Annotated in this window: 18 protein-coding genes and 3 pseudogenes; 11 read left to right on the forward strand and 10 right to left on the reverse strand. The window is 69.0% G+C overall.

Annotated elements, in window-relative coordinates; translation table 11 throughout:
- Positions 1 to 313: 313 nt before the first annotated feature.
- Positions 314 to 1561, forward strand: coding sequence for a sensor histidine kinase (locus OG709_RS22785; RefSeq protein ID WP_266641184.1), 1248 nt, complete (start codon positions 314 to 316; stop codon positions 1559 to 1561).
- Positions 1549 to 2202: a response regulator gene (locus OG709_RS22790; protein WP_250299617.1), complete on the forward strand. Its 654-nt coding sequence runs from the start codon at positions 1549 to 1551 to the stop codon at positions 2200 to 2202. The genes OG709_RS22785 and OG709_RS22790 overlap by 13 nt, the downstream gene beginning before the upstream one ends.
- 15 nt (positions 2203 to 2217) lie before the next feature.
- Here the strand turns inward: OG709_RS22790 and OG709_RS22795 are convergent, their stop codons facing one another.
- From OG709_RS22795 to OG709_RS36105, 3 genes are all read right to left on the reverse strand, one after another.
- Positions 2218 to 2928 (reverse strand): TenA family transcriptional regulator, encoded by a 711-nt coding sequence (locus tag OG709_RS22795; RefSeq protein WP_266641178.1) that lies wholly within the window; start codon positions 2926 to 2928, stop codon positions 2218 to 2220.
- Positions 2929 to 3068: 140 nt separating this feature from the next.
- A complete protein-coding gene (locus OG709_RS22800) occupies positions 3069 to 3626 on the reverse strand; it encodes an EF-hand domain-containing protein (protein ID WP_250299621.1) in 558 nt (185 codons plus the stop codon).
- 172 nt (positions 3627 to 3798) lie between these two features.
- Positions 3799 to 4275: a WHG domain-containing protein gene (locus OG709_RS36105; RefSeq protein WP_443068550.1), complete on the reverse strand. Its 477-nt coding sequence runs from the start codon at positions 4273 to 4275 to the stop codon at positions 3799 to 3801.
- Positions 4276 to 4443: 168 nt separating this feature from the next.
- On the opposite strand from OG709_RS36105, the pseudogene OG709_RS22810 reads away from it, so the two are divergent.
- A pseudogene (locus OG709_RS22810) lies at positions 4444 to 5282 on the forward strand (helix-turn-helix domain-containing protein).
- Positions 5279 to 5491: a DUF397 domain-containing protein gene (locus OG709_RS22815; RefSeq protein ID WP_329167609.1), complete on the forward strand. Its 213-nt coding sequence runs from the start codon at positions 5279 to 5281 to the stop codon at positions 5489 to 5491. The pseudogene OG709_RS22810 and the gene OG709_RS22815 overlap by 4 nt, the downstream one beginning before the upstream one ends.
- A 328-nt stretch (positions 5492 to 5819) precedes the next feature.
- Here OG709_RS22815 and OG709_RS22820 read toward each other — a convergent pair.
- Positions 5820 to 6298 (reverse strand): annotated as a pseudogene (locus tag OG709_RS22820) (transposase); the annotation flags it as partial.
- 126 nt (positions 6299 to 6424) lie between these two features.
- On the opposite strand from OG709_RS22820, the gene OG709_RS22825 reads away from it, so the two are divergent.
- Together OG709_RS22825 and OG709_RS22830 are read left to right on the forward strand one after the other, a co-directional pair.
- Complete coding sequence (locus OG709_RS22825) at positions 6425 to 7765, forward strand: FG-GAP and VCBS repeat-containing protein (protein ID WP_250299631.1); 1341 nt, start codon at positions 6425 to 6427, stop codon at positions 7763 to 7765.
- A 222-nt stretch (positions 7766 to 7987) separates the two neighbouring features.
- On the forward strand, positions 7988 to 8422 hold the full coding sequence (locus tag OG709_RS22830) for a VOC family protein (RefSeq protein ID WP_329167610.1): 435 nt from the start codon (positions 7988 to 7990) through the stop codon (positions 8420 to 8422).
- A gap of 68 nt (positions 8423 to 8490) precedes the next feature.
- Here the strand turns inward: OG709_RS22830 and OG709_RS22835 are convergent.
- Positions 8491 to 8699 (reverse strand): annotated as a pseudogene (locus OG709_RS22835) (transposase family protein); the annotation flags it as partial.
- Here OG709_RS22835 and OG709_RS22840 point away from each other — a divergent pair.
- On the forward strand, positions 8644 to 8823 hold the full coding sequence (locus OG709_RS22840) for a DUF397 domain-containing protein (RefSeq protein WP_329169178.1): 180 nt from the start codon (positions 8644 to 8646) through the stop codon (positions 8821 to 8823). The pseudogene OG709_RS22835 and the gene OG709_RS22840 overlap by 56 nt on opposite strands.
- 231 nt (positions 8824 to 9054) lie before the next feature.
- Positions 9055 to 10065, forward strand: coding sequence for a hypothetical protein (locus OG709_RS22845; protein ID WP_329167611.1), 1011 nt, complete (start codon positions 9055 to 9057; stop codon positions 10063 to 10065).
- A gap of 122 nt (positions 10066 to 10187) precedes the next feature.
- Here OG709_RS22845 and OG709_RS22850 read toward each other — a convergent pair whose 3' ends face one another.
- The 3 genes from OG709_RS22850 to OG709_RS22860 all read right to left on the reverse strand — a co-directional run bounded on the left by OG709_RS22850 (position 10188) and on the right by OG709_RS22860 (position 13346).
- Positions 10188 to 11831, reverse strand: a complete 1644-nt coding sequence (locus OG709_RS22850) for a phospho-sugar mutase (RefSeq protein ID WP_329169179.1) — start codon at positions 11829 to 11831, stop codon at positions 10188 to 10190.
- Between the two features lie 131 nt (positions 11832 to 11962).
- Positions 11963 to 12784 (reverse strand): purine-nucleoside phosphorylase, encoded by an 822-nt coding sequence (locus OG709_RS22855; protein ID WP_250299639.1) that lies wholly within the window; start codon positions 12782 to 12784, stop codon positions 11963 to 11965.
- Positions 12785 to 12908: 124 nt separating this feature from the next.
- Positions 12909 to 13346: a gamma-glutamylcyclotransferase gene (locus OG709_RS22860; RefSeq protein ID WP_250299641.1), complete on the reverse strand. Its 438-nt coding sequence runs from the start codon at positions 13344 to 13346 to the stop codon at positions 12909 to 12911.
- Positions 13347 to 13651: 305 nt separating this feature from the next.
- Here OG709_RS22860 and OG709_RS22865 point away from each other — a divergent pair, with 305 nt between their 5' ends.
- Both OG709_RS22865 and OG709_RS22870 read left to right on the forward strand, forming a co-directional pair.
- Positions 13652 to 15091, forward strand: coding sequence for an NAD(P)H-quinone dehydrogenase (locus OG709_RS22865; protein ID WP_250299643.1), 1440 nt, complete (start codon positions 13652 to 13654; stop codon positions 15089 to 15091).
- A gap of 168 nt (positions 15092 to 15259) precedes the next feature.
- Positions 15260 to 16192, forward strand: a complete 933-nt coding sequence (locus tag OG709_RS22870; protein WP_443068583.1) for a DeoR/GlpR family DNA-binding transcription regulator — start codon at positions 15260 to 15262, stop codon at positions 16190 to 16192.
- Positions 16193 to 16318: 126 nt separating this feature from the next.
- On the opposite strand, the gene OG709_RS22875 is transcribed toward OG709_RS22870, so the two are convergent.
- Complete coding sequence (locus tag OG709_RS22875; protein WP_250299647.1) at positions 16319 to 18073, reverse strand: acetyl/propionyl/methylcrotonyl-CoA carboxylase subunit alpha; 1755 nt, start codon at positions 18071 to 18073, stop codon at positions 16319 to 16321.
- A 423-nt stretch (positions 18074 to 18496) separates the two neighbouring features.
- Here OG709_RS22875 and OG709_RS22880 point away from each other — a divergent pair, with 423 nt between their 5' ends.
- Positions 18497 to 18925: a hypothetical protein gene (locus OG709_RS22880; protein ID WP_250299649.1), complete on the forward strand. Its 429-nt coding sequence runs from the start codon at positions 18497 to 18499 to the stop codon at positions 18923 to 18925.
- Between the two features lie 10 nt (positions 18926 to 18935).
- Here OG709_RS22880 and OG709_RS22885 read toward each other — a convergent pair whose 3' ends face one another.
- On the reverse strand, positions 18936 to 19538 hold the full coding sequence (locus tag OG709_RS22885; RefSeq protein WP_250299652.1) for a Maf family protein: 603 nt from the start codon (positions 19536 to 19538) through the stop codon (positions 18936 to 18938).
- Positions 19539 to 19561: the final 23 nt, after the last annotated feature.

A 19561-nucleotide genomic window follows, 5' to 3' on the forward strand; every position in this document is an offset into this window, starting at 1 on the left:
GATGCCCTTCCACTCGATCAGAGCCTCCTCGACATCGAAGTTGCCGAAGGTCGGGGACTCGAAGACCCCGTCGGGACCACCCTCCGCGACAGCAGCGGCAGCTTCGGCGTCCGGTGCCACGAAGAACTTGATGACGATGCTCGTCGGGGCATAGTGCCTGCCTGTTCCGCCGGGCCCGGTCTATCTGTCAGCGGCCCGCAGAAGCCGGCCTACCGACCCGAGATGCTGTCCGCCCACAGTAGTACTAGGTTCACCATGAGATCGGGTACAGGTTTCATGGCACCGTCCTCCTGCGGTGCCCTAGCGTCGTGCTATGACGATTCCAGCTGGACTGAGACGCACGGTCCTCCGGGCGCGGCGGGACACCGGCTTTCTTGCCGCTGGTGTGCTGCCGCACCTGGCGCTGGTGCCCGTGTGGTCCTGGGCGGCGACGACTACCGCCAGGACGGGGAACTGGCTTCTTACGGTTTCCATATCGGCCGCCCTGGTCCTGCTCGGCACCCCGGTGCTGACGGCCGTTCAGCGGGCTCGCTACCGGGTACTCATCGGTGTGGACGTCCCCCGGCTCACCCCCACCGCGCCGGAACAATGGACGTGGGCCTCGACCGCCCGGTGGCTCGCGGCGACGCGGCCTTGGCGCAAGATCGGCTACCACCTCCTGCTGGGCCCGCTGCTCGCGCTGCTGGAGATGCTGGTGCTCGCGGTGGCAGCGGCGTGCCTGGCGGGCGTCTCCGCCTACGCCTGGTCATGGGCGCTGCCCACCGGAGTCCGCCAGGACTGGTTCGGCTACCTGACCCAGCTGCCGGCTTACACAGCGGCTGGACTCCTCCTCCTGTGCGCGCTGTTCTGGACCGCGCGGGCAGTAACCCGGGCCGAGGCGCGGCTGGCGTCGGGCCTGCTCGGGCCGAGCCGGGCGCAGCGGCTCCAGGAGCGGGTCGATCAGCTGGCCGTGAGCCGGACCGACTTGATCGAGGCCGTCGACGCGGAGCGCCGCCGGATCGAGCGGGACCTGCACGACGGCACCCAGCAGCGGTTGGTGTCTCTCGCGGTCAACCTGGGTCTGGCCATTACCACCCGCCCGGACCTGCCGAGTGATGCCCGCGAAGTGATCGCGGGAGCGCACCTGGAGGCGAAGGACGCGATCTCCGAACTCAACGATCTGGTGCGGGGGTTGCACCCGGCCGTGCTCGAAGACCGGGGTCTGGACGCGGCGTTGTCCGGGCTGGCTGCCCGCACGCCCCTGCCGGTGCGGCTGCGGGTCGATCTGGAGGAGCGGGTGGCGCCCAACGTGGAGTCGGTCGCGTACTTCGTGATCTCTGAGGCGCTGACCAATGCAACGAAGCACGCCAACGCGATGCGTGCAGAGGTGATCGTGCGTCAGGTCGGCGAGGTGCTGCGCGTGCGCGTTACCGACGACGGGCTGGGCGGTGCCGACGCCGCCGCCGGTACGGGGCTGACCGGGCTGGCCAAGCGGGTCGGCTCCCTCGACGGGGCCTTCCACGTCAGCAGCCCCGTTGGCGGGCCCACCACCATCACCGCGGAGCTGCCGTGCGCGCGGTGATCGCCGAGGATTCGGTGTTGTTGCGGGTCGGCCTGATCAAGGTGCTGGAGACGGGCGGGTTCCAGGTCGTCGCGGAAGCCGGCGACGCGGAGGGGCTGTTGGCGGCAGTGGCGGAGCACCGGCCCGAACTCGCCTTGATCGACGTCCGGATGCCGCCCGGCTTCACCGACGAGGGGGTGCGGGCGGCGATGGAGATCCGTCGGCGCTGGCCGGGGACGCCGGTGGTGCTGCTTTCACAGTACGTGGAGGAGCGGTACGCGGCTGACCTGCTGTCTGCGAACACCAGCGGTGTGGGCTACCTGCTCAAGCAGCGGGTTGCCGATGTCGCCGACTTCGTGGCGGCGGTCCGGCGAGTGGCGGACGGGGGCACGGCCCTGGACCCGCAGGTCGTCGCCCAGTTGCTGCTGCTGCGGCGCGACAGCGACCCGCTCGCGCGGCTGACCCCCCGCGAACGGGAGGTGCTCGGCCTGATGGCCGAGGGGCGCTCCAATGCCGGCATCGCGCAGGCGCTGGTGGTCAGCGAGGGCGCCGTGGCGAAGCACATCAACAACATCTTCGCCAAGCTTGACCTGCCCGTGGCCGACGCGGACCACCGCCGCGTCCTGGCCGTGCTGCGGTTCCTCGGAGCGTCCGGGGCCTGACCTTCCCGTCCGTGATCAGTTCTGCTGTGAACGACCCAGTTCGGACAGATCGCTGTAGAGGCGGTTCAGCGCGTACGCGCCCAGGCCGAGGCCCTGGTCGATTCGGAGTCGTGCGGCTGGGTCTCGGTAGTGGGGTTCCAGCAGCAGGAAGAAGTCCTCTGCGTGTTGTTCGTCGATTTCGGAGTGGAGGCCGTAGTGCATCAGGTCGGCTTGAGCGACCCAACCGCGGTTCACAGCCGTGCTGCCCGTGATGGCCGATACCGAGGCGAATGCGTACTCGATCGCGCCCATGCAGCCAATTCCCACCTGCGGGTCCTCCCACGTACACACCGCACTGAGAACGCTGTTGTACGCGTGGACGGCCGGTATCATCTTCAGGCTGTTCAGCCGTACGGTGTCGCTGCCGATGCTGGCCAGAAATCCGCGGAAGGTCTCGTGATGGAATTCCTGGGAGCGGAATCCGCCGTGTTCTTCCACGACATTGCCCAGGATGCCGACGCGATCCGCGGGGTGCTCGATCCGGGACACCAGTACCGCCATCGGACGGGCGAAGTAGGTGACGGCGAAACCTAGTTGCTCCTGGCTTGTGCGGAAGCTCTCCAGTGACATGCTTCCGTCTACCAGCGTTCGGAAGTACGGATTGTTCAGGACGCCGGTCTCGGCCACGATGTGCTTGGCGCGCGCTGTCACCAGCGGGGCCTTGGTTGTCCGCAGATGGGAGGTCACGGTCGTCTCTCCTGGCGTGTTGTTCCTGAGCGCGGCTCGATGCGGGACCGGCGGAGCCCCTCTGACCGCCGGTGCCGCGTGGAATCAGCACCCGACGGCGAGGGGCTCTGGACGAGATGACGCTGTCCAGTTCTGTCGGCTCAGGAACGCAGGGGTCCCAGAAGGCGGTGACCTCGGTCGTTCGGATCAGTACTGCTGTGGAACACGCGAATGGCCGCTCTCAGCTCGTCAGTTGAGATGGAGCCGGAGCTGTCGGTGTCGATGTCGGCGAACGACACGTCGATGTCTTCGTCGCTCAGCGCGAAAGAGGACTGAAACAGGCGCTTGAACTCGGACTTGTCGAGTTCGCCATCTCCGTCGACGTCGGCGGTGGCCACGAAGACCTTGGCGGACGGCGTGACAATCCGCGCGTAGTCATCCGGCTTGTCCCCCAGGCTGACGAACCCGGCCAGGAATTCGTCGCGTGATACGACGCCGTCCCCGTCCGCGTCCATAGGGACAAACAATCTCTTCCAGTACTCCAGAAGGGATCTCTGCAGCGCGCTGGCGGGGGCGGTTCCTGGCGTGAGCTTGAATTCCTGCGTCGTGCGGCCCACCCAGGCGTACACGTCGGTTACGCCGACCCACCCGTCGCGCTCGTGATGGAACACGTTGTAGTAATGCTGGGCCTTGCTGTGGATAATGGATCTTTCCGGCATGCGAAGACCTCGAGTTTCCTTGTGCGGTGGGCGAATCGAGTACCCACCGCGACCCGGTCCACGAGCAATGACTCGTGAGCTCAGGGTGGCAGCGTTCCCCTTCCCGGGCGCCGACACCAAAGCTTCATCACTCATTCGAGTGAGTAATTCGACCTGGCAGTTTCAGCCCGGTTCAAGGGCGTGGCGCCAGCGCGACCGCGATCCGGCGGTGGATGTCCTCAAGCAGGTTCCGCATCGCTGTGCGGAAGCTTTCAGTCCGGTGGTCACCGAGGGAAGAGGTGTGCCGAAACACCTCAAGGGCGACGAGGCCATGCAGGTGTCCCCACGCGATCAGCAGGAGCGCGGTAGCTGGGGGGCGGCAGATATCCCAGGCCGTAAGCCGGGTGCCGAGTCGGGCCATCGTGGGCGACTCGGCGGCATCGGCGTCGGCCTTCGGGGCGTCGGGACACACCGGCCGGCCGCACCGGCAGGGCGGCCACTTCAGTACGGAGACTTCGAATTCGGGTTGCTCGTCCATGCGGTCCAACTGCCTTTCCAGTCCAGCGGCGACCTCACGGAAGAGGCCCTTCGTCAGGGGTGCGTATCCGGTGCGCGGCACCCAGTCCGGGGCCAGCCGCCAGAACCCGTCAGCGGATATCGGGGCATCCAACTGGTCTGCTTCAAAGGTGAGTTGCTCGATAGGTGGCTTGGGCGGAGTGCGCTCCCAGGGCAACGTCCGCTCCTCTCCGTAGTCATTCCACTACCAGGAGCACCTAGAGGGGCCTACAGTCAGAAAGCCTTCAAGTAATCAGAAGCGAAGGAAGGACTGGGTGGCGGCATGGTCAACCGCAAGGAATTAGACCCGGAGAGCAGCCCGCGAGCGGCCTACGGGGCCCGTATGCGCAGGTTGCGTGAGAAGCACGGCTGGAACCAGGATGATCTGGCCGAGAAGCTGGGGTGTTCAAGCCAGCATATTTCGGCTGTTGAAACTGCCCGAAAGCCGCCGACCCTCCCCTTTTCGCTCAAGCTCGATCTGGCATTCAGCACGACCGGTTCTGTCGAAGCGTTCGAGCGCGAGTGGCGCGAGATGCGGCACGGCTCGCTGCTGGAGGGGTTTCCGGAGTACGTGGGGCATGAGGGCAGGGCCGTCGAGTTCCGGCTCTACAACATTGGGATCGTTCCGGGCCTGTTGCAGACGCCCGAGTACGCACGGGTGTTGGCGGACAGTGCCGTGCGGCGGGGTGCCATCACACCCCAACAAGCCGATGAACGTGTCTCGTTCCTGGCGGATCGACAGGCGGCGCTGGTGCGGCCCCGGCCCCCCATGCTGTTTGTGACCATGGATGAGAGCTGCATCCGTCGTCCTGTCGGCGGGGCGGCCGTCATGAACGCCCAGTTGGCGAGTCTGGTCGAGTTCGCCGAACTGCCGAACACACTGTTGCAGGTGGCGCCGTAGGGATAGGTGAGCGTCGTACGTTCGACCTGCCCGTCAACCTCTTGACGCTGCCGGACCGGTCCGTGATCTGTTACGCCGAGTCCCAATCCCAGGGGCACCTGGACCGCGAGAGCACGTCCGTGCTGCCCATGTTGACGGCCTACCATCAACTGCAGGGCGAAGCGCTGTCTCAAGCGGCGTCCGTGGCCATGATCAACGAGGCACGAAAGGGCACCCCGTGACGACCGACGAATCCCCCCGCTGGTTCAAGTCTTCCTACAGCAACAATGGCGGCGACTGCGTTGAGGCCGCCGTCAACCTCATCGCTTCGCGCGGCGTGGTTCCCGTCCGTGACTCCAAGAACCCGAGCGGTCCCGTGCTGAACGTCCCTACCGGCGCGTTCGCCTCCTTCGTGGCGGGCGTCAAGGGCGAAGAGTTCAGCGCCGTCTGACCGCCTGGCCCGGCCCATACCGCATCAGGGCTGCCCCATCGCGCGTGTGACGCGTGGTGGGGCTTCTCGCTGTCTCAGCACACGTCAGGGTGTGGCGGCAGGGTCCCAAGGGCCCTTCATTCTGCAGCTGTTGCATCACCAGGTCTCGATACGGCAGCGAGACCATTGTCGGGGTCGGAAATGGTGTGGTAGACGCTGATCCAGTAGCCCTTGGCCGTGGAAACCTCCAGCAATCGAAAGAGTACATCTGACTTCGAATTCACCACTCAGATCGATCGCATCCAACGACCGTCACCGGGTACTCGGATAAGTCCGCGTCCAACATGGCGAGTTGGCGGAAGCGTTTGTGGCAGCACGGTGCGGCTGTCAGCCCAAGAAAGGCCAGGTAGTTGTTGGAGGGGTGGCGTTCGTAGCGGTGGTTGAGTCTGCGGTAGCCGGTCAGCCACGACATGGTCCGCTCGATGACCCACCTGCGGCGGCCCAATCGTTCGCCGGACTCGATGCCCTCGCGGGCGATGCGGACGCCGATGCGTTTGCCCCATAACCATCGTCGCAGGTGAGGCACATCGTATGCCGTGTCCGCGTGCAGACGTTGAGGCTTGGAATCGGCCGCGTGGGATTCGTATCCCATGTGGACATGGGACAGCGTCGGCTTCAGGGCAAGGCTGTCGTGGGTGTTGGCCGCGGAGAGTCCGACGCGAAGGGGCAGTACGTCCGTATCTGACAGGACGTACTGCCCCTTGATGAAGATCCGTATCGTCGGCCTTCCGGGCCCGGCCCGGGGCGTTGACGACCGCGTCGGCCCCGGCGTCGGCGACGAGCGCCGTGTACCCGTGGGCCGGAATAGGGGGGGGAGGACCCTCGTGCATCACCCCCGTAACGAAATGATCCGCTTCCTTGTGCGGGCCGCGTCCACGCCCGTGAAGTGGGCTGATGCACTTTCCGACAGCAGGCGGTCCGTTCTTCCGCCACTTGCGCATGTGGCACGCCGTGGCGGCCTCCCTCGTAGCAGTGGCGGTGGTGGCGTTCCTCGTCCTTCGGCCGTCCGGCGGCGCGCGTGCGGTCCCGAACAGCCCCTGTCGGGCAGTCGATTCGGCGCGCGAGGCCACGCCCGCGACCCCCGACCTCGACGGGGACGGCTTCATCGATCTGGTGCACGAGATCTCCGAGACGGAGAATTTCGACCTGTTCGTCGTGCCCGGCTCCGAGCACGGTCCTGACCCCGACCGCACGACCGTCTTCGCCCACGACGACCTCGGTGTGCCGCACGACGTCCAGACGGGCGACGACCCGTTGCAGCCCACGGTCGCCGACCTGGATGAGGACGGCCACGCCGACCTCGTCGTGAGCGGCGCCGCCCAGGTCCTGTGGGGAGGCCCCAAGGGCCCGCAGGTCGGCGGAGCGCACGGGCGTGTGCCACTGCCGGGCACCGGATACAACACCGCGCCGGTCGCCGGCGACTTCGACGGGGACGGCCACAGCGACCTCGCGGTGTTCAGGGACTCGAACGAGGCTCGGGAACTGGTCGTCCTCAAGGGACCGTTCAAGCGCTCCGGCGCCCCGGTCAGGACCGTGGAGATCCCCAGCCCGGTCCACGAGGGCGCGTCACCCGTACTGGTCGCCGGGGACGCGAACGACGACCGCTCCACCGATCTCGCGCTCTACGGCTCTCCGTGGGATCCGCCCCTGCTGTTCACCGGCGGCGCCCGTACCGCCGGCGGCCTGAGCAAGGAACCCGAGCGGCTGCCGGAGGGCGAGAACATCGTCTTCGGCGACTTCGACGGCGACGGGCGCCAGGACATCGCCATCGGTCGGAGCTTCGTCGACAGCTACGACGAGGTCGACACACCCCACCGGCGCGGCCAGGTCAGCGTCCGTTACGGGAAGGAGCCGGCGAAGTGGGTCACTATGGAAGGCGGCGACTTCAAGGAAGGCTTCGGCGCCAGGCTCGCCGTCGGGGACTTCAACGGCGATGGCTGCGACGACCTGGCCGTACAGCTCACCAAGAAGAAGGAGGCGGGGGACGCGCGGATCGAGGTGCTGCGGGGCGGCTCCGAGCACGGGCTCGGATCGAAACCCTGGCACTCCACCAAGCGGTCCGTGCCGGGTGACGACGGCCCCGATGGCGGCATGCTCTTCGCCGTCCACGACTGGGACGGCGACGGCCGCGCAGAGCTGGCCCTTCTCGGCGAGGACAGATGGTGGATCACCGACGGCACCGGCCGCGACGAGGCATCCTTCCCGGTCGCCCCCAGCAAGGATCAAGGTTCGTAGGCCCATGCTTGCTGTCCCGGGCACGTGGTCCCGGGCCCCGTAACGGGTGCTCAGCCCCCGCTATGAACGCCAACCAGGCAACCACTTGGCCTTCCTCGGCTTCACCGCAGCCCTCTGCATCCGATCCCAAACCAGGTTTCGGCGGGGTTGACTCGATATCTCGACGGCGCGGGGGATCTACCTGGGGAAAGGGCAGCGAGACACCCTTGGTACGGTGCGCCGATGTCAACGATCAAGCAGTTCCAAGTGACTTTCGACTGCGAGGAACCTGCGCGCCTCGCCGCTTTCTGGTCTGAGGTGCTGGGGTACGTCGTACCGACGGTCCCGGAGGGTTTCGCCACGTGGGAGGAGTACCACCGCTCGCTGCCGTCCGAGGAGCAGGTGATCTACTTCGCGTGCACTGATCCCTCGGCTGTGGGTCCGCGCCTGCTCTTCCAGCGAGTTCCCGAAGGCAAGGTTGTCAAGAACCGGCTGCATCTCGATGTGCGGGCCGGTATCGGGCTCGTGGGTGAGGAGCGCCTTGCCACACTTGAGGCCGAGTGCGCACGACTGGTCGCGCTCGGCGCGGTACATGTGCGAACGATGCGTGCCGACGGCGAGAACGAGTCCTGCATTGTGATGCAGGACCTTGAGGGCAACGAGTTCTGCCTCGACTGAGTCTCCTCCGAGACTGGTAGGCGGGGAACCGTCTCCGGTGGACCTCTCAGATCTCGCATGCGGCGGGGTTATCCCGTGAGAGCGAGGTTGTGTAGGCGGGCGACGCGTGCATTGCGTGGTGCACGCCCTCGCCGCTCAGGCGGCAGTCGCGCAGGATCTTCCAGGTCTTCATACGCGCGAAGGCATGCTCGACTCGGGCGCGGACCTGCTTGTGGGACTTGTTGTGGTCCTTTTTCCGGTCAGGGAGCTCCTCCCCCTTACGGTGGCGGTGCGGCATCGTCGATGCCCGCGAGCAGGTCATAGCCGTCCGCGACAGCAAGGCCCCCCACGGGCCGGCGGTCCTGTTCGACCGAGGTGCTCTGAGCGCATTCGTCGGAGCCGTCAAGGCTCGTGTCCTGTAGGTGAGTTCGACGGAAGCGGATGGCCTTCGGCCGTAGGGGCAGGGGCTGACCGGGACGGTCCGGGCCGGGAACGATCTGTTTCCGCTTGACACAAGGGTGCGGACCCCCGCGTGCGGTACGGTGACGGAGTCATCACGCTCCGCGCACGCAGCTGTTGCGCGAGGCGGCCCCCGGCGGTGCGACAACACCAACCGAGGGCCTTCACTACCAGTGGAAGTGGACCCACCGGAAATGCTTCGGCATGTTATCGCGCCGTCCGGGCGCTACACGAAGGCGTCGCACGACGTCGTACGTCATCCGCGTCTGAGCAGCGACGCGAAGATTCTGCTCCTGTACATCCAGGGCCTCCCCGAGGGTGCCGCCCATCAGCCCCTCGGTGAACTCGCGCAGCGGCTCGGGATCAAGGGTCGTGCCTTCCAGAAGGCCAAGGGCCAACTGGTCGAGCACGGTTACGTCCATGAGTGGCGCAGCCAGAACGATCGAGGGCGCTGGGTCACCGAACAGCTCCTGACCAACCTGCCGTTGACGGCGCATCAGGCATTGGGCTTACGAGAGGCCGACGATGCGCCGGTCACCGGCCCGGCGGCTCCGAGTGCGCACATTCCGGCCGTCGGTGCGCCGAGGGGTCGGGTGGCCGGTGGCTATGAACCAGTAGAAGAACACTGTGAGAAGACCACTCCCCACCCACCCTCCGAAGCGGTTGCGGCCGGAAGGCCGGTTGTGGTGGAGGAGCCTGCTCCCGTACCAGGTCCCGAACTCGCCGCTGCCGAGGCTGTGTTGCTTTCGCTGCGGCACTCGAACCGTGAATTGCACCTGGGTGTGCGCGAGGCCCGCGCCTTGGCGGCCGATGCCGCCCAGTGGCTGCTGCGCGGAGTTCCGGCATCGGACCTGCGACGCGTCCTGCTCGCCGAACTCCCCGCGGACGGCGTGCGTTCGGCGGTCGGCTTCCTGCGTCACCGTCTGGTGCAGAAACTCCCCGACGCCTCTCCGCCGGTCGCCTCCGGCGTGCCCCAGGCCTCCGCCGGACTGATCACCTGCGAAGGGCCAGGCGATGACCACGCCTTCCGCCCGGTGGGCGGCGAGACCGTATGCCCCGCTTGCCGCCGGGCCGCCGCGCTTGCTCAGCAGCGGCATCCCCGGACGGAGGCTGTTGCCGGGGCGTCACCCCAGCGCAGGCCGTGGCGGGAACGGCTGGCCGTGATCAACGCGCAGTCTGGGCGGGGGCTGCTGGACGGTGGCTGACCGGCAGCCCCCGCAGCAGGGGCTGCGAGACGACAGCTGACCGGCCCCCGCTGCCCGGCCTTCCCGACGTCGGCTGCCCGGCCCCGGACGGGTGGACGGACCCGTCAGGGGACGGGCAGGTCCTAAAGCCCCGCCGCCCGCGACAGGTCCGTCTTGATCGCTGCGAGGATGGTCTCCGCGTGCGTACGGGCCTCCGCCACCCCGGCGGTGTCGGCGACCGGGAGGACGACCTCCAGGTAGCACTTGATCTTGGGCTCGGTGCCGCTCGGGCGGACGATCACGCGGGCGCCGTCCAGGTGGTAGCGCAGCCCGTCCGTGGGCGGCAGCTGTTCCGTGCCCTCGTTCAGGTCCTCGGCCGTGATGACCGTGAGTCCGGCCAGTTCGGTCGGCGGGTGCTCGCGGAGCCTGCGCATCGCGTCCGTGATGACCGACAGGTCGTCGACGCGTACCGAGAGCTGATCGGTGGCGTGCAGTCCGTGCTGGACGGCGAGTTCGTCGAGCAGGTCGAGGAGCGTACGGCCCTCGGCCTTCAGCTCCGACGCCAGTTCGGCGACCAGCAGGGCGGCGGTGATGCCGTCCTTGTCGCGTACGCCGTCGGGGTCGACGCAGTAGCCGAGCGCCTCCTCGTACCCGTACCGCAGGCCCTCGACGCGGGCGATCCACTTGAAACCGGTCAGCGTCTCCTCGTACGGGAGCGAGGCCGCGTCGGCGATCCGGCCCAGCAGGGACGACGAGACGATCGACTCGGCGAAGACGCCGGTGGCGCCCCGGCGGACCAGGTGCGCGGCGAGCAGCGCGCCGAGTTCGTCGCCGCGCAGCATCCGCCAGTCGCCGTCGTACGGAACGGCCACGGCGCAGCGGTCGGCGTCCGGGTCGTTGGCGATGATCAGGTCGGGCGAGGCGCGGCGGGCGGTCGCGAAGGAGAGGTCCATCGCGCCCGGTTCCTCCGGGTTGGGGAAGGCGACGGTGGGGAACGCCGGGTCGGGCTCGGCCTGTTCGGCGACGAGCACCGGCCCGGGGAAGCCCGCCCGCGCGAACGCGGCGAGCAGCGTCTCCGTGCCGACCCCGTGCATCGCCGTGTACACGACGCGGGCGGTGCGGGGGGACCCGGCGGTCAGTACCGCGTCCGTGCGCGCCAGGTACGCCTCCAGGACGTCGTCCCCGAGGGTCTCCCAGCCGCTCTCCGGGCGCGGCACGTCGTGCAGGCTCCGTACGGCGTCGATGGCGGCGGCGATCCCGAGGTCGGCCGGGGGCACGATCTGGGAGCCGTCGCCGAGGTAGACCTTGTAGCCGTTGTCACGCGGCGGGTTGTGGCTCGCGGTGACCTCGACGCCCGCGACCGCGCCGAGGTGGCGTATGGCGAAGGCCAGTACGGGGGTGGGCAGCGGGCGGGGGAGTACCGCGGCGCGCAGGCCCGCGCCGGTCATGACGGCGGCGGTGTCCCTGGCGAAGTCGGCGGACTTGTAGCGGGCGTCGTACCCGATGACGACCAGGCCGCCCGCCTGGCCCTGGGCCTTGAGGTACGCGGCGAGACCGGCGGCGGCCCGGATGACCACGGACCGGTTCATCCGCATCGGACCCGCGCCCAGCTCGCCCCGCAGGCCGGCCGTGCCGAACTGGAGGGTGCCGCCGAAGCGGGCCGCGAGTTCGGTGGTGTCCCCGGAGGAGGCGGTCTCGATGAGCTTGGCGAGCTCGTCGCGGGTGTCGCTGTCGGGGTCCTCGGCGTGCCAGGTCTTGGCACGGGCGATCAGGTCCTGCTGCTGCACGGTGGTCTGCCTTTCGTTCCTCACGGCGGTGGGGTGGGGCTCTGCCCCCGGCCCCCGCTTCTCAAGCGCGGAATCAAGCCCCTCCGGCGTCTGAGGAGCGGGGTCAGGGGCGGAGCCCCGGTCCGGACGGGTCAGATCCGCTCCAGCACGCGCCCGAGCAGTGACCCCATCCGCACGGCCGAGTCGCGCCCGGCCTGCAGTACCTCTTCGTGGTTGAGCGGTTCGCCGCTCAACCCGGCCGCCAGGTTCGTCACCAGCGAGATGCCGAGCACCTCCGCGCCCGCCTCGCGGGCGGCGATCGCCTCCAGCACCGTGGACATCCCGACCAGGTCGCCGCCCATCACCCGGACCATGTTGATCTCGGCGGGCGTCTCGTAGTGCGGGCCGGGGAACTGGACGTACACGCCCTCTTCCAGCGTCTCGTCGACCTCTTTGCAGAGCGCGCGCAGCCGCGGCGAGTACAGGTCGGTGAGGTCCACGAAGTTCGCGCCGACGATCGGCGAGGTGGCCGTCAGGTTGATGTGGTCACTGATGAGGACCGGCTGGCCGGGGCGCATGCCGGGGCGCAGGCCGCCGCAGCCGTTCGTCAGGACGACCGTCTTGCAGCCTGCCGCGACCGCCGTACGGACGCCGTGCGAGACCGCGGCGACGCCACGGCCCTCGTAGTAATGGGTGCGGCCCAGGAAGACCAGCGCGCGCTTGTCGCCGATGGCGTACGAGCGGATCCTGCCGCCGTGGCCCTCGACCGCCGGCGGGGGGAACCCGGGCAGCTCGGTGACGGCGAAGTCGGCCTCGGGGGTGCCGAGCGCGTCGACGGCCGGGGCCCAGCCGGAGCCCATCACGAGGGCGACGTCGTGGGTCTCTGCGCCGGTGAGCTCACGCAGGCGCGTGGCGGCGGCGTCGGCGGCGGCGTACGGGTCGCCCTTGATGTCCGGATTAACTGAAGCGTTCACGCCGATGAGGGTAACCGCTCTCGCCCTACGCGCGTAGATGTCTCGGTGAACGGAGTTGCGATCGTTGTCTTGTCGTTTCCGACGAAGAGCCGCCGCGGAGGGCGGCGGGGGTGGCCGTCCGCGCTCAGCAGGGGCGCTTGCGCAGTTCCATCACATAGTCGTGGGGTGCGCCCGCGGATTCGGCGGCATCGGCCAGCTCGCCCAGGTAGCGCGCCGACGGCAGCCCGCCCTCGTACCCGTTCAGGACGTAGATCCAGACGGGCTCCTCGCCCTCCAGGGTGTCCACCCGGACCCGCATCCGCCGGTAGATGTCGAGCCCGACGCCCTCCCAGCGGTCCATCGAGTCCTCGTCCATCGGGGCGAGGTCGTAGAGGGCGACGAAGACCTGGGAACGCGGGGCCTCCACCAGGGTGGCGAGTGCGCCTTCCCAGCCCATCTGCTCCCCGCCGAAGGTCAGCCGCCAGCCGTTGAGCCAGCCGGTGCCGCGCAGCGGGGAGTGCGGGGCGCGGCGCGTCATCAGCCGCGCGTCGAGGTTGCCGGCGTACGCGGCGTAGAGCGACATGGTGTCGAGGGTACGACAGTGGCATTTTGTGGCCGGGTCACTTCGCCGTACGGGATCCCCGACGGCCTCGGTCACTTGGCCGTACGGGTGTCCGGGGACCCGGGGCCGCTTCGTCGTACGGGCCGTTCGGGAACCCGAGGTCACTTCGCCGTACGGGCCCCCGGGGGCCCGCTGGGAGCCCCCGGGGTGAAGCATCTTGAAGAGTGCGGGACAATGAAGCACGTACTGCATTCCCCGGGGGCTCCCCCCGGACCCCCGGCCGGGGCGGCAGTGCGGCCGGGGTGACAACGCGAGGCGGATTTTTCGTGACCCGGATCGTGATCATCGGCGGCGGACCCGGCGGATATGAGGCCGCCCTGGTGGGCGCCCAGCTCGGCGCGGAGGTGACCGTCGTGGACTGCGACGGTCTCGGTGGGGCATCCGTGCTCACCGACTGCGTACCGTCCAAGACTCTGATCGCCACGGCCGAGGTGATGACGACCTTCGACTCTTCGTACGAGGAGTTGGGCATCATCGTCGCCGACGACACCCCGTCGCTGGAGCAGGCGGCACGGGTGGTCGGCGTGGACCTCGGCAAGGTGAACCGAAGGGTGAAGCGGCTCGCGCTCGCCCAGTCCCACGACATCACCGCCTCGGTCACCCGGGCCGGCGCCCGGGTGATGCGCGGCCGTGGCCGGCTCGCCGGGCAGCAGGCGATGGACGGCTCCCGCAAGGTGATCGTCACCGCCGCCGACGGCAGCGAGGAGACGCTGACGGCCGACGCCGTCCTGCTCGCGACCGGCGGCCACCCGCGCGAGATCCCGGACGCGCAGCCGGACGGCGAGCGCATCCTGAACTGGACGCAGGTGTACGACCTGGACGAGCTCCCCGAGGAGCTCATCGTGGTCGGCTCCGGCGTCACCGGTGCCGAGTTCGCCGGTGCCTACCAGGCGCTGGGCTCGCGCGTCACGCTGGTGTCCAGCCGTGACCGGGTGCTCCCCGGTGAGGACCCGGACGCCGCCGCGGTCCTGGAGGACGTGTTCCGCCGCCGCGGGATGAACGTCATGGCCCGCTCGCGCGCCGCCTCGGCGAAGCGTGTGGGTGACCGGGTCGAGGTGACGCTGGCCGACGGCCGGGTCATCTCCGGCACCCACTGCCTGATGGCCGTCGGCGCCATCCCCAACAGTGCGGGCATGGGTCTGGAGGAGGCCGGGGTCCGGCTCAAGGACTCGGGTCACATCTGGACCGACAAGGTGTCCCGTACGACCGCCCCCGGCGTGTACGCCGCGGGCGACGTCACGGGGGTCTTCGCGCTCGCCTCGGTCGCCGCCATGCAGGGGCGGATCGCGATGTACCACTTCCTCGGCGACGCGGTGCAGCCGCTCAACCTCAAGACCGTCTCGTCCAACGTCTTCACCGACCCGGAGATCGCCACGGTCGGATACAGCCAGGCGGACGTCGACTCGGGCAAGATCGACGCCCGCGCGGTGAAGCTGCCGCTGCTGCGCAACCCGCGCGCCAAGATGCAGGGGATCAGGGACGGCTTCGTCAAGATCTTCTGCCGTCCGGGCACCGGCATCGTGGTCGGCGGTGTGGTCGTCTCACCCCGTGCGAGTGAACTGATCCACCCGATCTCGATCGCGGTCGACAACAACCTGACCGTGGAACAGATCGCAAACGCCTTCACTGTCTACCCGTCCCTGTCGGGTTCGATCGCGGAAGTGGCACGGCAGTTGCACACCCGGAAGACGTCGGGCGAAGGCTGACGCGGTCCGGCGGCGAGGGACCAGTGGGTGGGTACGCCCCGTATACCACCCGCTGACCCAATCCGTGCACAACTTCTGCTATTCGACGCAAACTGCTGAGAACTATCGGCCGCTCAGGTTACTGTCAGTTTCGTGTTCGCTGCTGAACGTCGCCAATTGATCCTTGAAATGGTGCGTGCCAACGGGGCCGTGTCGCTCCGTGAGCTCGCCCGTGTCGTCCAGACCTCCGAAGTGACCGTACGGCGGGACGTGCGGGCGCTGGAGGCAGAAGGACTCCTCGACCGCCGTCACGGCGGTGCGGTACTGCCGGGTGGATTCACGCGAGAGTCCGGCTTCCCGCAGAAATCCCATCTCGCGACCGCGGAGAAGACGGCCATCGCCGACCTGGCCGCCGGACTCGTCGAAGAAGGCGAGGCGATCGTCGTCGGCGCGGGGACGACCACGCAGGAGCTGGCCCGCCGGCTCGCCCGCGTCCCCGGGCTGACCGTGGTCACCAACTCCCTGCTGGTGGCCCAGGCGCTGGCCCATGCCAACCGGGTCGAGGTGGTGATGACCGGCGGTACGCTGCGCGGTTCCAACTACGCCCTGGTGGGCAGCGGCGCTGAGCAGTCCCTCCAGGGGCTGCGGGTCTCCCGCGCCTTCCTCTCCGGGAGCGGGCTGACCGCCGAGCGCGGTCTGTCCACGTCCAACATGCTCTCGGCGAGCGTCGACCGGGCGCTGGTGCAGGCGGCGGCCGAGATCGTGGTCCTCGCCGACCACACCAAGCTCGGCACCGACACCATGTTCCAGACGGTGCCCACAGACGTGATCACCCGGCTGGTCACCGACGAGCCGTCCGCCCAGGACGACCGCGCGGCAACGGAGTTGCAGGCGCTGGCCGACCAGGGCGTGCAGATCGCGGTGGCGGGTTCCACCGCCGGATCCGCTGGCCCGAGTGGTGAGAACGGGCCTCCGGGGCGTCAGCCCCGCCGTGACATGCCGCTCCCCGGGCAGCGCCGTACGCACGGCCCCGGGCCGCAGCTGCGCAGCGCCGCCACGGCCTCCCTCACCGAACAGCAGGCGGGCGAACGGGCCCGGGTGGCCGAAATGCGCCGCCGCTGACGGCAGTTGGTACGGACAGCCCGTACGGCAGTTGATACGGGCAGCCCGTAAGGCAGTTGATACGGGTGTGGCCCCGCCGGTTCGTCCGGCGGGGCCACACCCGTATCAACTACCGTGCTGCTGCGGTCAGTCCTTGATCTCGCAGATGGTCGCGCCGGAGGAGACGGACGCGCCGACCGTGGCGGTCAGGCCCTTGACGGTGCCGGAGCGGTGCGCGTTGAGCGGCTGCTCCATCTTCATCGCTTCCAGGACGACGACGAGGTCGCCCTCCTTGACCTCCTGGCCCTCCTCGACCGCGACCTTGACGATCGTGCCCTGCATCGGGGACGCGAGCGAGTCGCCGGAGGCGGCGGAGCCGGCCTTCTTGGCGGCCCGGCGCTTGGGCTTGGCGCCCGCGGCCAGACCCGTACGGGCCAGGGTCATACCGAGCGAGGACGGCAGCGACACCTCAAGGCGCTTGCCGCCGACCTCGACGACGATCGTCTCGCGGCCCGACTCGTCCTCGTCGGCGTCCGACGGAGCGGCGGCGAAGGGCGGGATCTCGTTGACGAACTCGGTCTCGATCCACCGGGTGTGCACGGTGAACGGGTCCGACGTGAAGGCCGGGTCGGCGACGACCGCGCGGTGGAACGTGATGGCCGTGGCCATGCCCTCCACGTTGAACTCGTCCAGCGCACGGGCCGCGCGCTGGAGCGCCTGCTCACGGGTGGCGCCGGTGACGATCAGCTTGGCGAGCAGCGAGTCCCAGGCCGGGCCGATGACCGAGCCGGACTCGACGCCCGCGTCGAGACGGACACCCGGGCCGGTCGGCGGCGCGAAGACGGTGACGGTGCCGGGGGCGGGCAGGAAGCCGCGGCCCGGGTCCTCGCCGTTGATCCGGAACTCGAAGGAGTGCCCGCGCAGTTCGGGGTCGCCGTAACCCAGCTCCTCGCCGTCGGCGATCCGGAACATCTCACGGACCAGGTCGATGCCGGAGACCTCTTCGGTGACCGGGTGTTCCACCTGGAGGCGGGTGTTGACCTCCAGGAAGGAGATCGTGCCGTCGGTGCCGACGAGGAACTCGACGGTGCCCGCGCCGACGTACCCGGCCTCCTTGAGGATCGCCTTCGACGCGGCGTACAGCTCGGCGTTCTGGGCGTCGGAGAGGAACGGCGCGGGGGCCTCCTCGACCAGCTTCTGGTGGCGGCGCTGGAGCGAGCAGTCACGGGTGGAGACCACGACCACGTTGCCGTGCCGGTCGGCCAGGCACTGCGTCTCGACGTGCCGCGGCTTGTCCAGGTAACGCTCGACGAAGCACTCGCCGCGCCCGAAGGCGGCGACGGCCTCGCGCACCGCGGAGTCGTACAGCTCCGGGATCTCTTCGAGCGTACGGGCGACCTTCAGGCCACGCCCGCCGCCGCCGAAGGCCGCCTTGATCGCGATCGGCAGGCCGTTCTCCTCGGCGAACGCCACGACCTCGGCCGAGCCGCTCACCGGGTCCGGCGTACCGGCCACCAGGGGCGCGCCCGCGCGCTGCGCGATGTGCCGGGCCGCGACCTTGTCACCCAGGTCGCGGATGGCCTGCGGGGGCGGGCCGATCCAGGTGAGGCCCGCGTCCAGGACGGCCTGGGCGAACTCGGCGTTCTCGGACAGGAAGCCGTACCCGGGGTGGATGGCGTCGGCACCCGAATCCTTCGCGGCCTGAAGCACCTTGGCCATGTCCAGATAGCTGGCGGCCGGGGTGTCACCGCCCAGGGCGAATGCCTCGTCGGCCGCGCGTACGTGCAGAGCGTCCCGGTCCGGATCGGCGTAGACGGCTACGCTCGCGATTCCGGCGTCCCGGCAGGCCCGTGCGACACGGACAGCGATTTCGCCACGGTTGGCGATGAGCACCTTGTGCACGATGGCTCCCTCCTTGCTGTTTTCCCCGCTCACACCCGAGCCGGGTTTACTCGGCAGGTCATCGTGCCGAAGAATTCGCTGAAACATGCTGAGTTTAGGGACTACCGACACGACGTTTCGACCTGTCCCCATGGGTGAGCTTCCCCACACACGGTGTGACGCGAACGTCGCCCGCATCGTGAAGTCCCTTGTCGTACCACGGTACGGAGGGCCGCCCGAGCCCACAGTAGCTCTGCGGTGCGGTCCAGGTCTCTGTCACTCGGGGCCGCCCGGACTCGTGATTCTTTGTCGAGTCCCTACGAATGGCCGAATGATTCTTTGCTGTCCGTTCCGACCCCTTGTCCCGGCGGCTACCAGTTAGTAGCCTCCGCGATGTCGCACGTACTTGCGGTAACAAGCGGTATCGGACCAGGGGGTGGGGTCATGGCGCGCAGGCCGGTGGCCTTCGTGGCAGCGCTCGTTCTCTTCCTGGAGGCGTTCGGCGTCGCGTTCGTGAACCTGATACTCGGCAAGGTCGCCGACAACCAGCACATGTCCATGGCGGGCGTGGATCCGAGCGCGATAAGCACCGGCGCCTGGGTCGCGGGCGGAGTCTTCGGCCTCTACCTGCTGCTGTGCGCGTTCTTCCTGCTGCGCACCGGACTCACCGACCGGCCGGCCGGCCGCTTCGGCCGGGTCCTGCTCATCACCTGCGCGGTGGTGCACGGCGTACTGGGCGCGCTGACCTGGGCCCTGGTCGGCTGGCCCGCCTTCGTCTTCATGGTGGTGGTGCTCGGCCTGCTCGTGCTGACGCTGTTGGCTTACGACAAGGAGCGCCCGGTGAGCGCGAACGGCGCCCCGGCCGCGGCCTGAGGGGCGGGGCTCAGACCCACAGGTCCGTGATGGACACGCCCAGTTCGGCCAGCAGCCGGCGCAGCAGCGGCAGCGAGAGGCCGATGACGTTGCCGTGGTCGCCCTCGATGGAGTCGACGAACGGTGCGGAGCGGCCGTCGAGGGTGAACGCTCCCGCCACGTGCAGCGGTTCGCCGCTCGCCACGTACGCCGCGACCTCGGCGTCCGTCGGCTCACCGAAGCGGACCGTGGTGGACGCGGTGGCCGAGGCCCGGCGGCCGGTCGCCGTGTCGATGACGCAGTGACCGGTCTGCAGGACGCCTGCCCGGCCGCGCATCGACTTCCAGCGGGCGGTGGCCTCTTCGGCGTCGGCGGGCTTGCCCAGCGCCTCGCCGTCGAGTTCCAGCACGGAGTCGCAGCCGATGACGAGCGCCCCGGCCGCCGCGTCCCGGGCGGCGACGGACTCCGCCTTGGCCTCGGCCAGGACGAGAGCCAGTTCGGCGGGGGTGGGTGCGCTGAGTGCGTCCTCGTCCACTCCACTGACGATCACCTCGGGGGCCAGCCCCGCGGTGCGGAGCAGGCCGAGGCGGGCGGGCGATGCGGAACCGAGAACGAGGCGGCGCTGAGCAGTCATGGGGCCATCGTATGACCGCGCCG

It is taken from the genome of Streptomyces sp. NBC_01267 (assembly GCF_036241575.1).
Classification (GTDB): domain Bacteria; phylum Actinomycetota; class Actinomycetes; order Streptomycetales; family Streptomycetaceae; genus Streptomyces.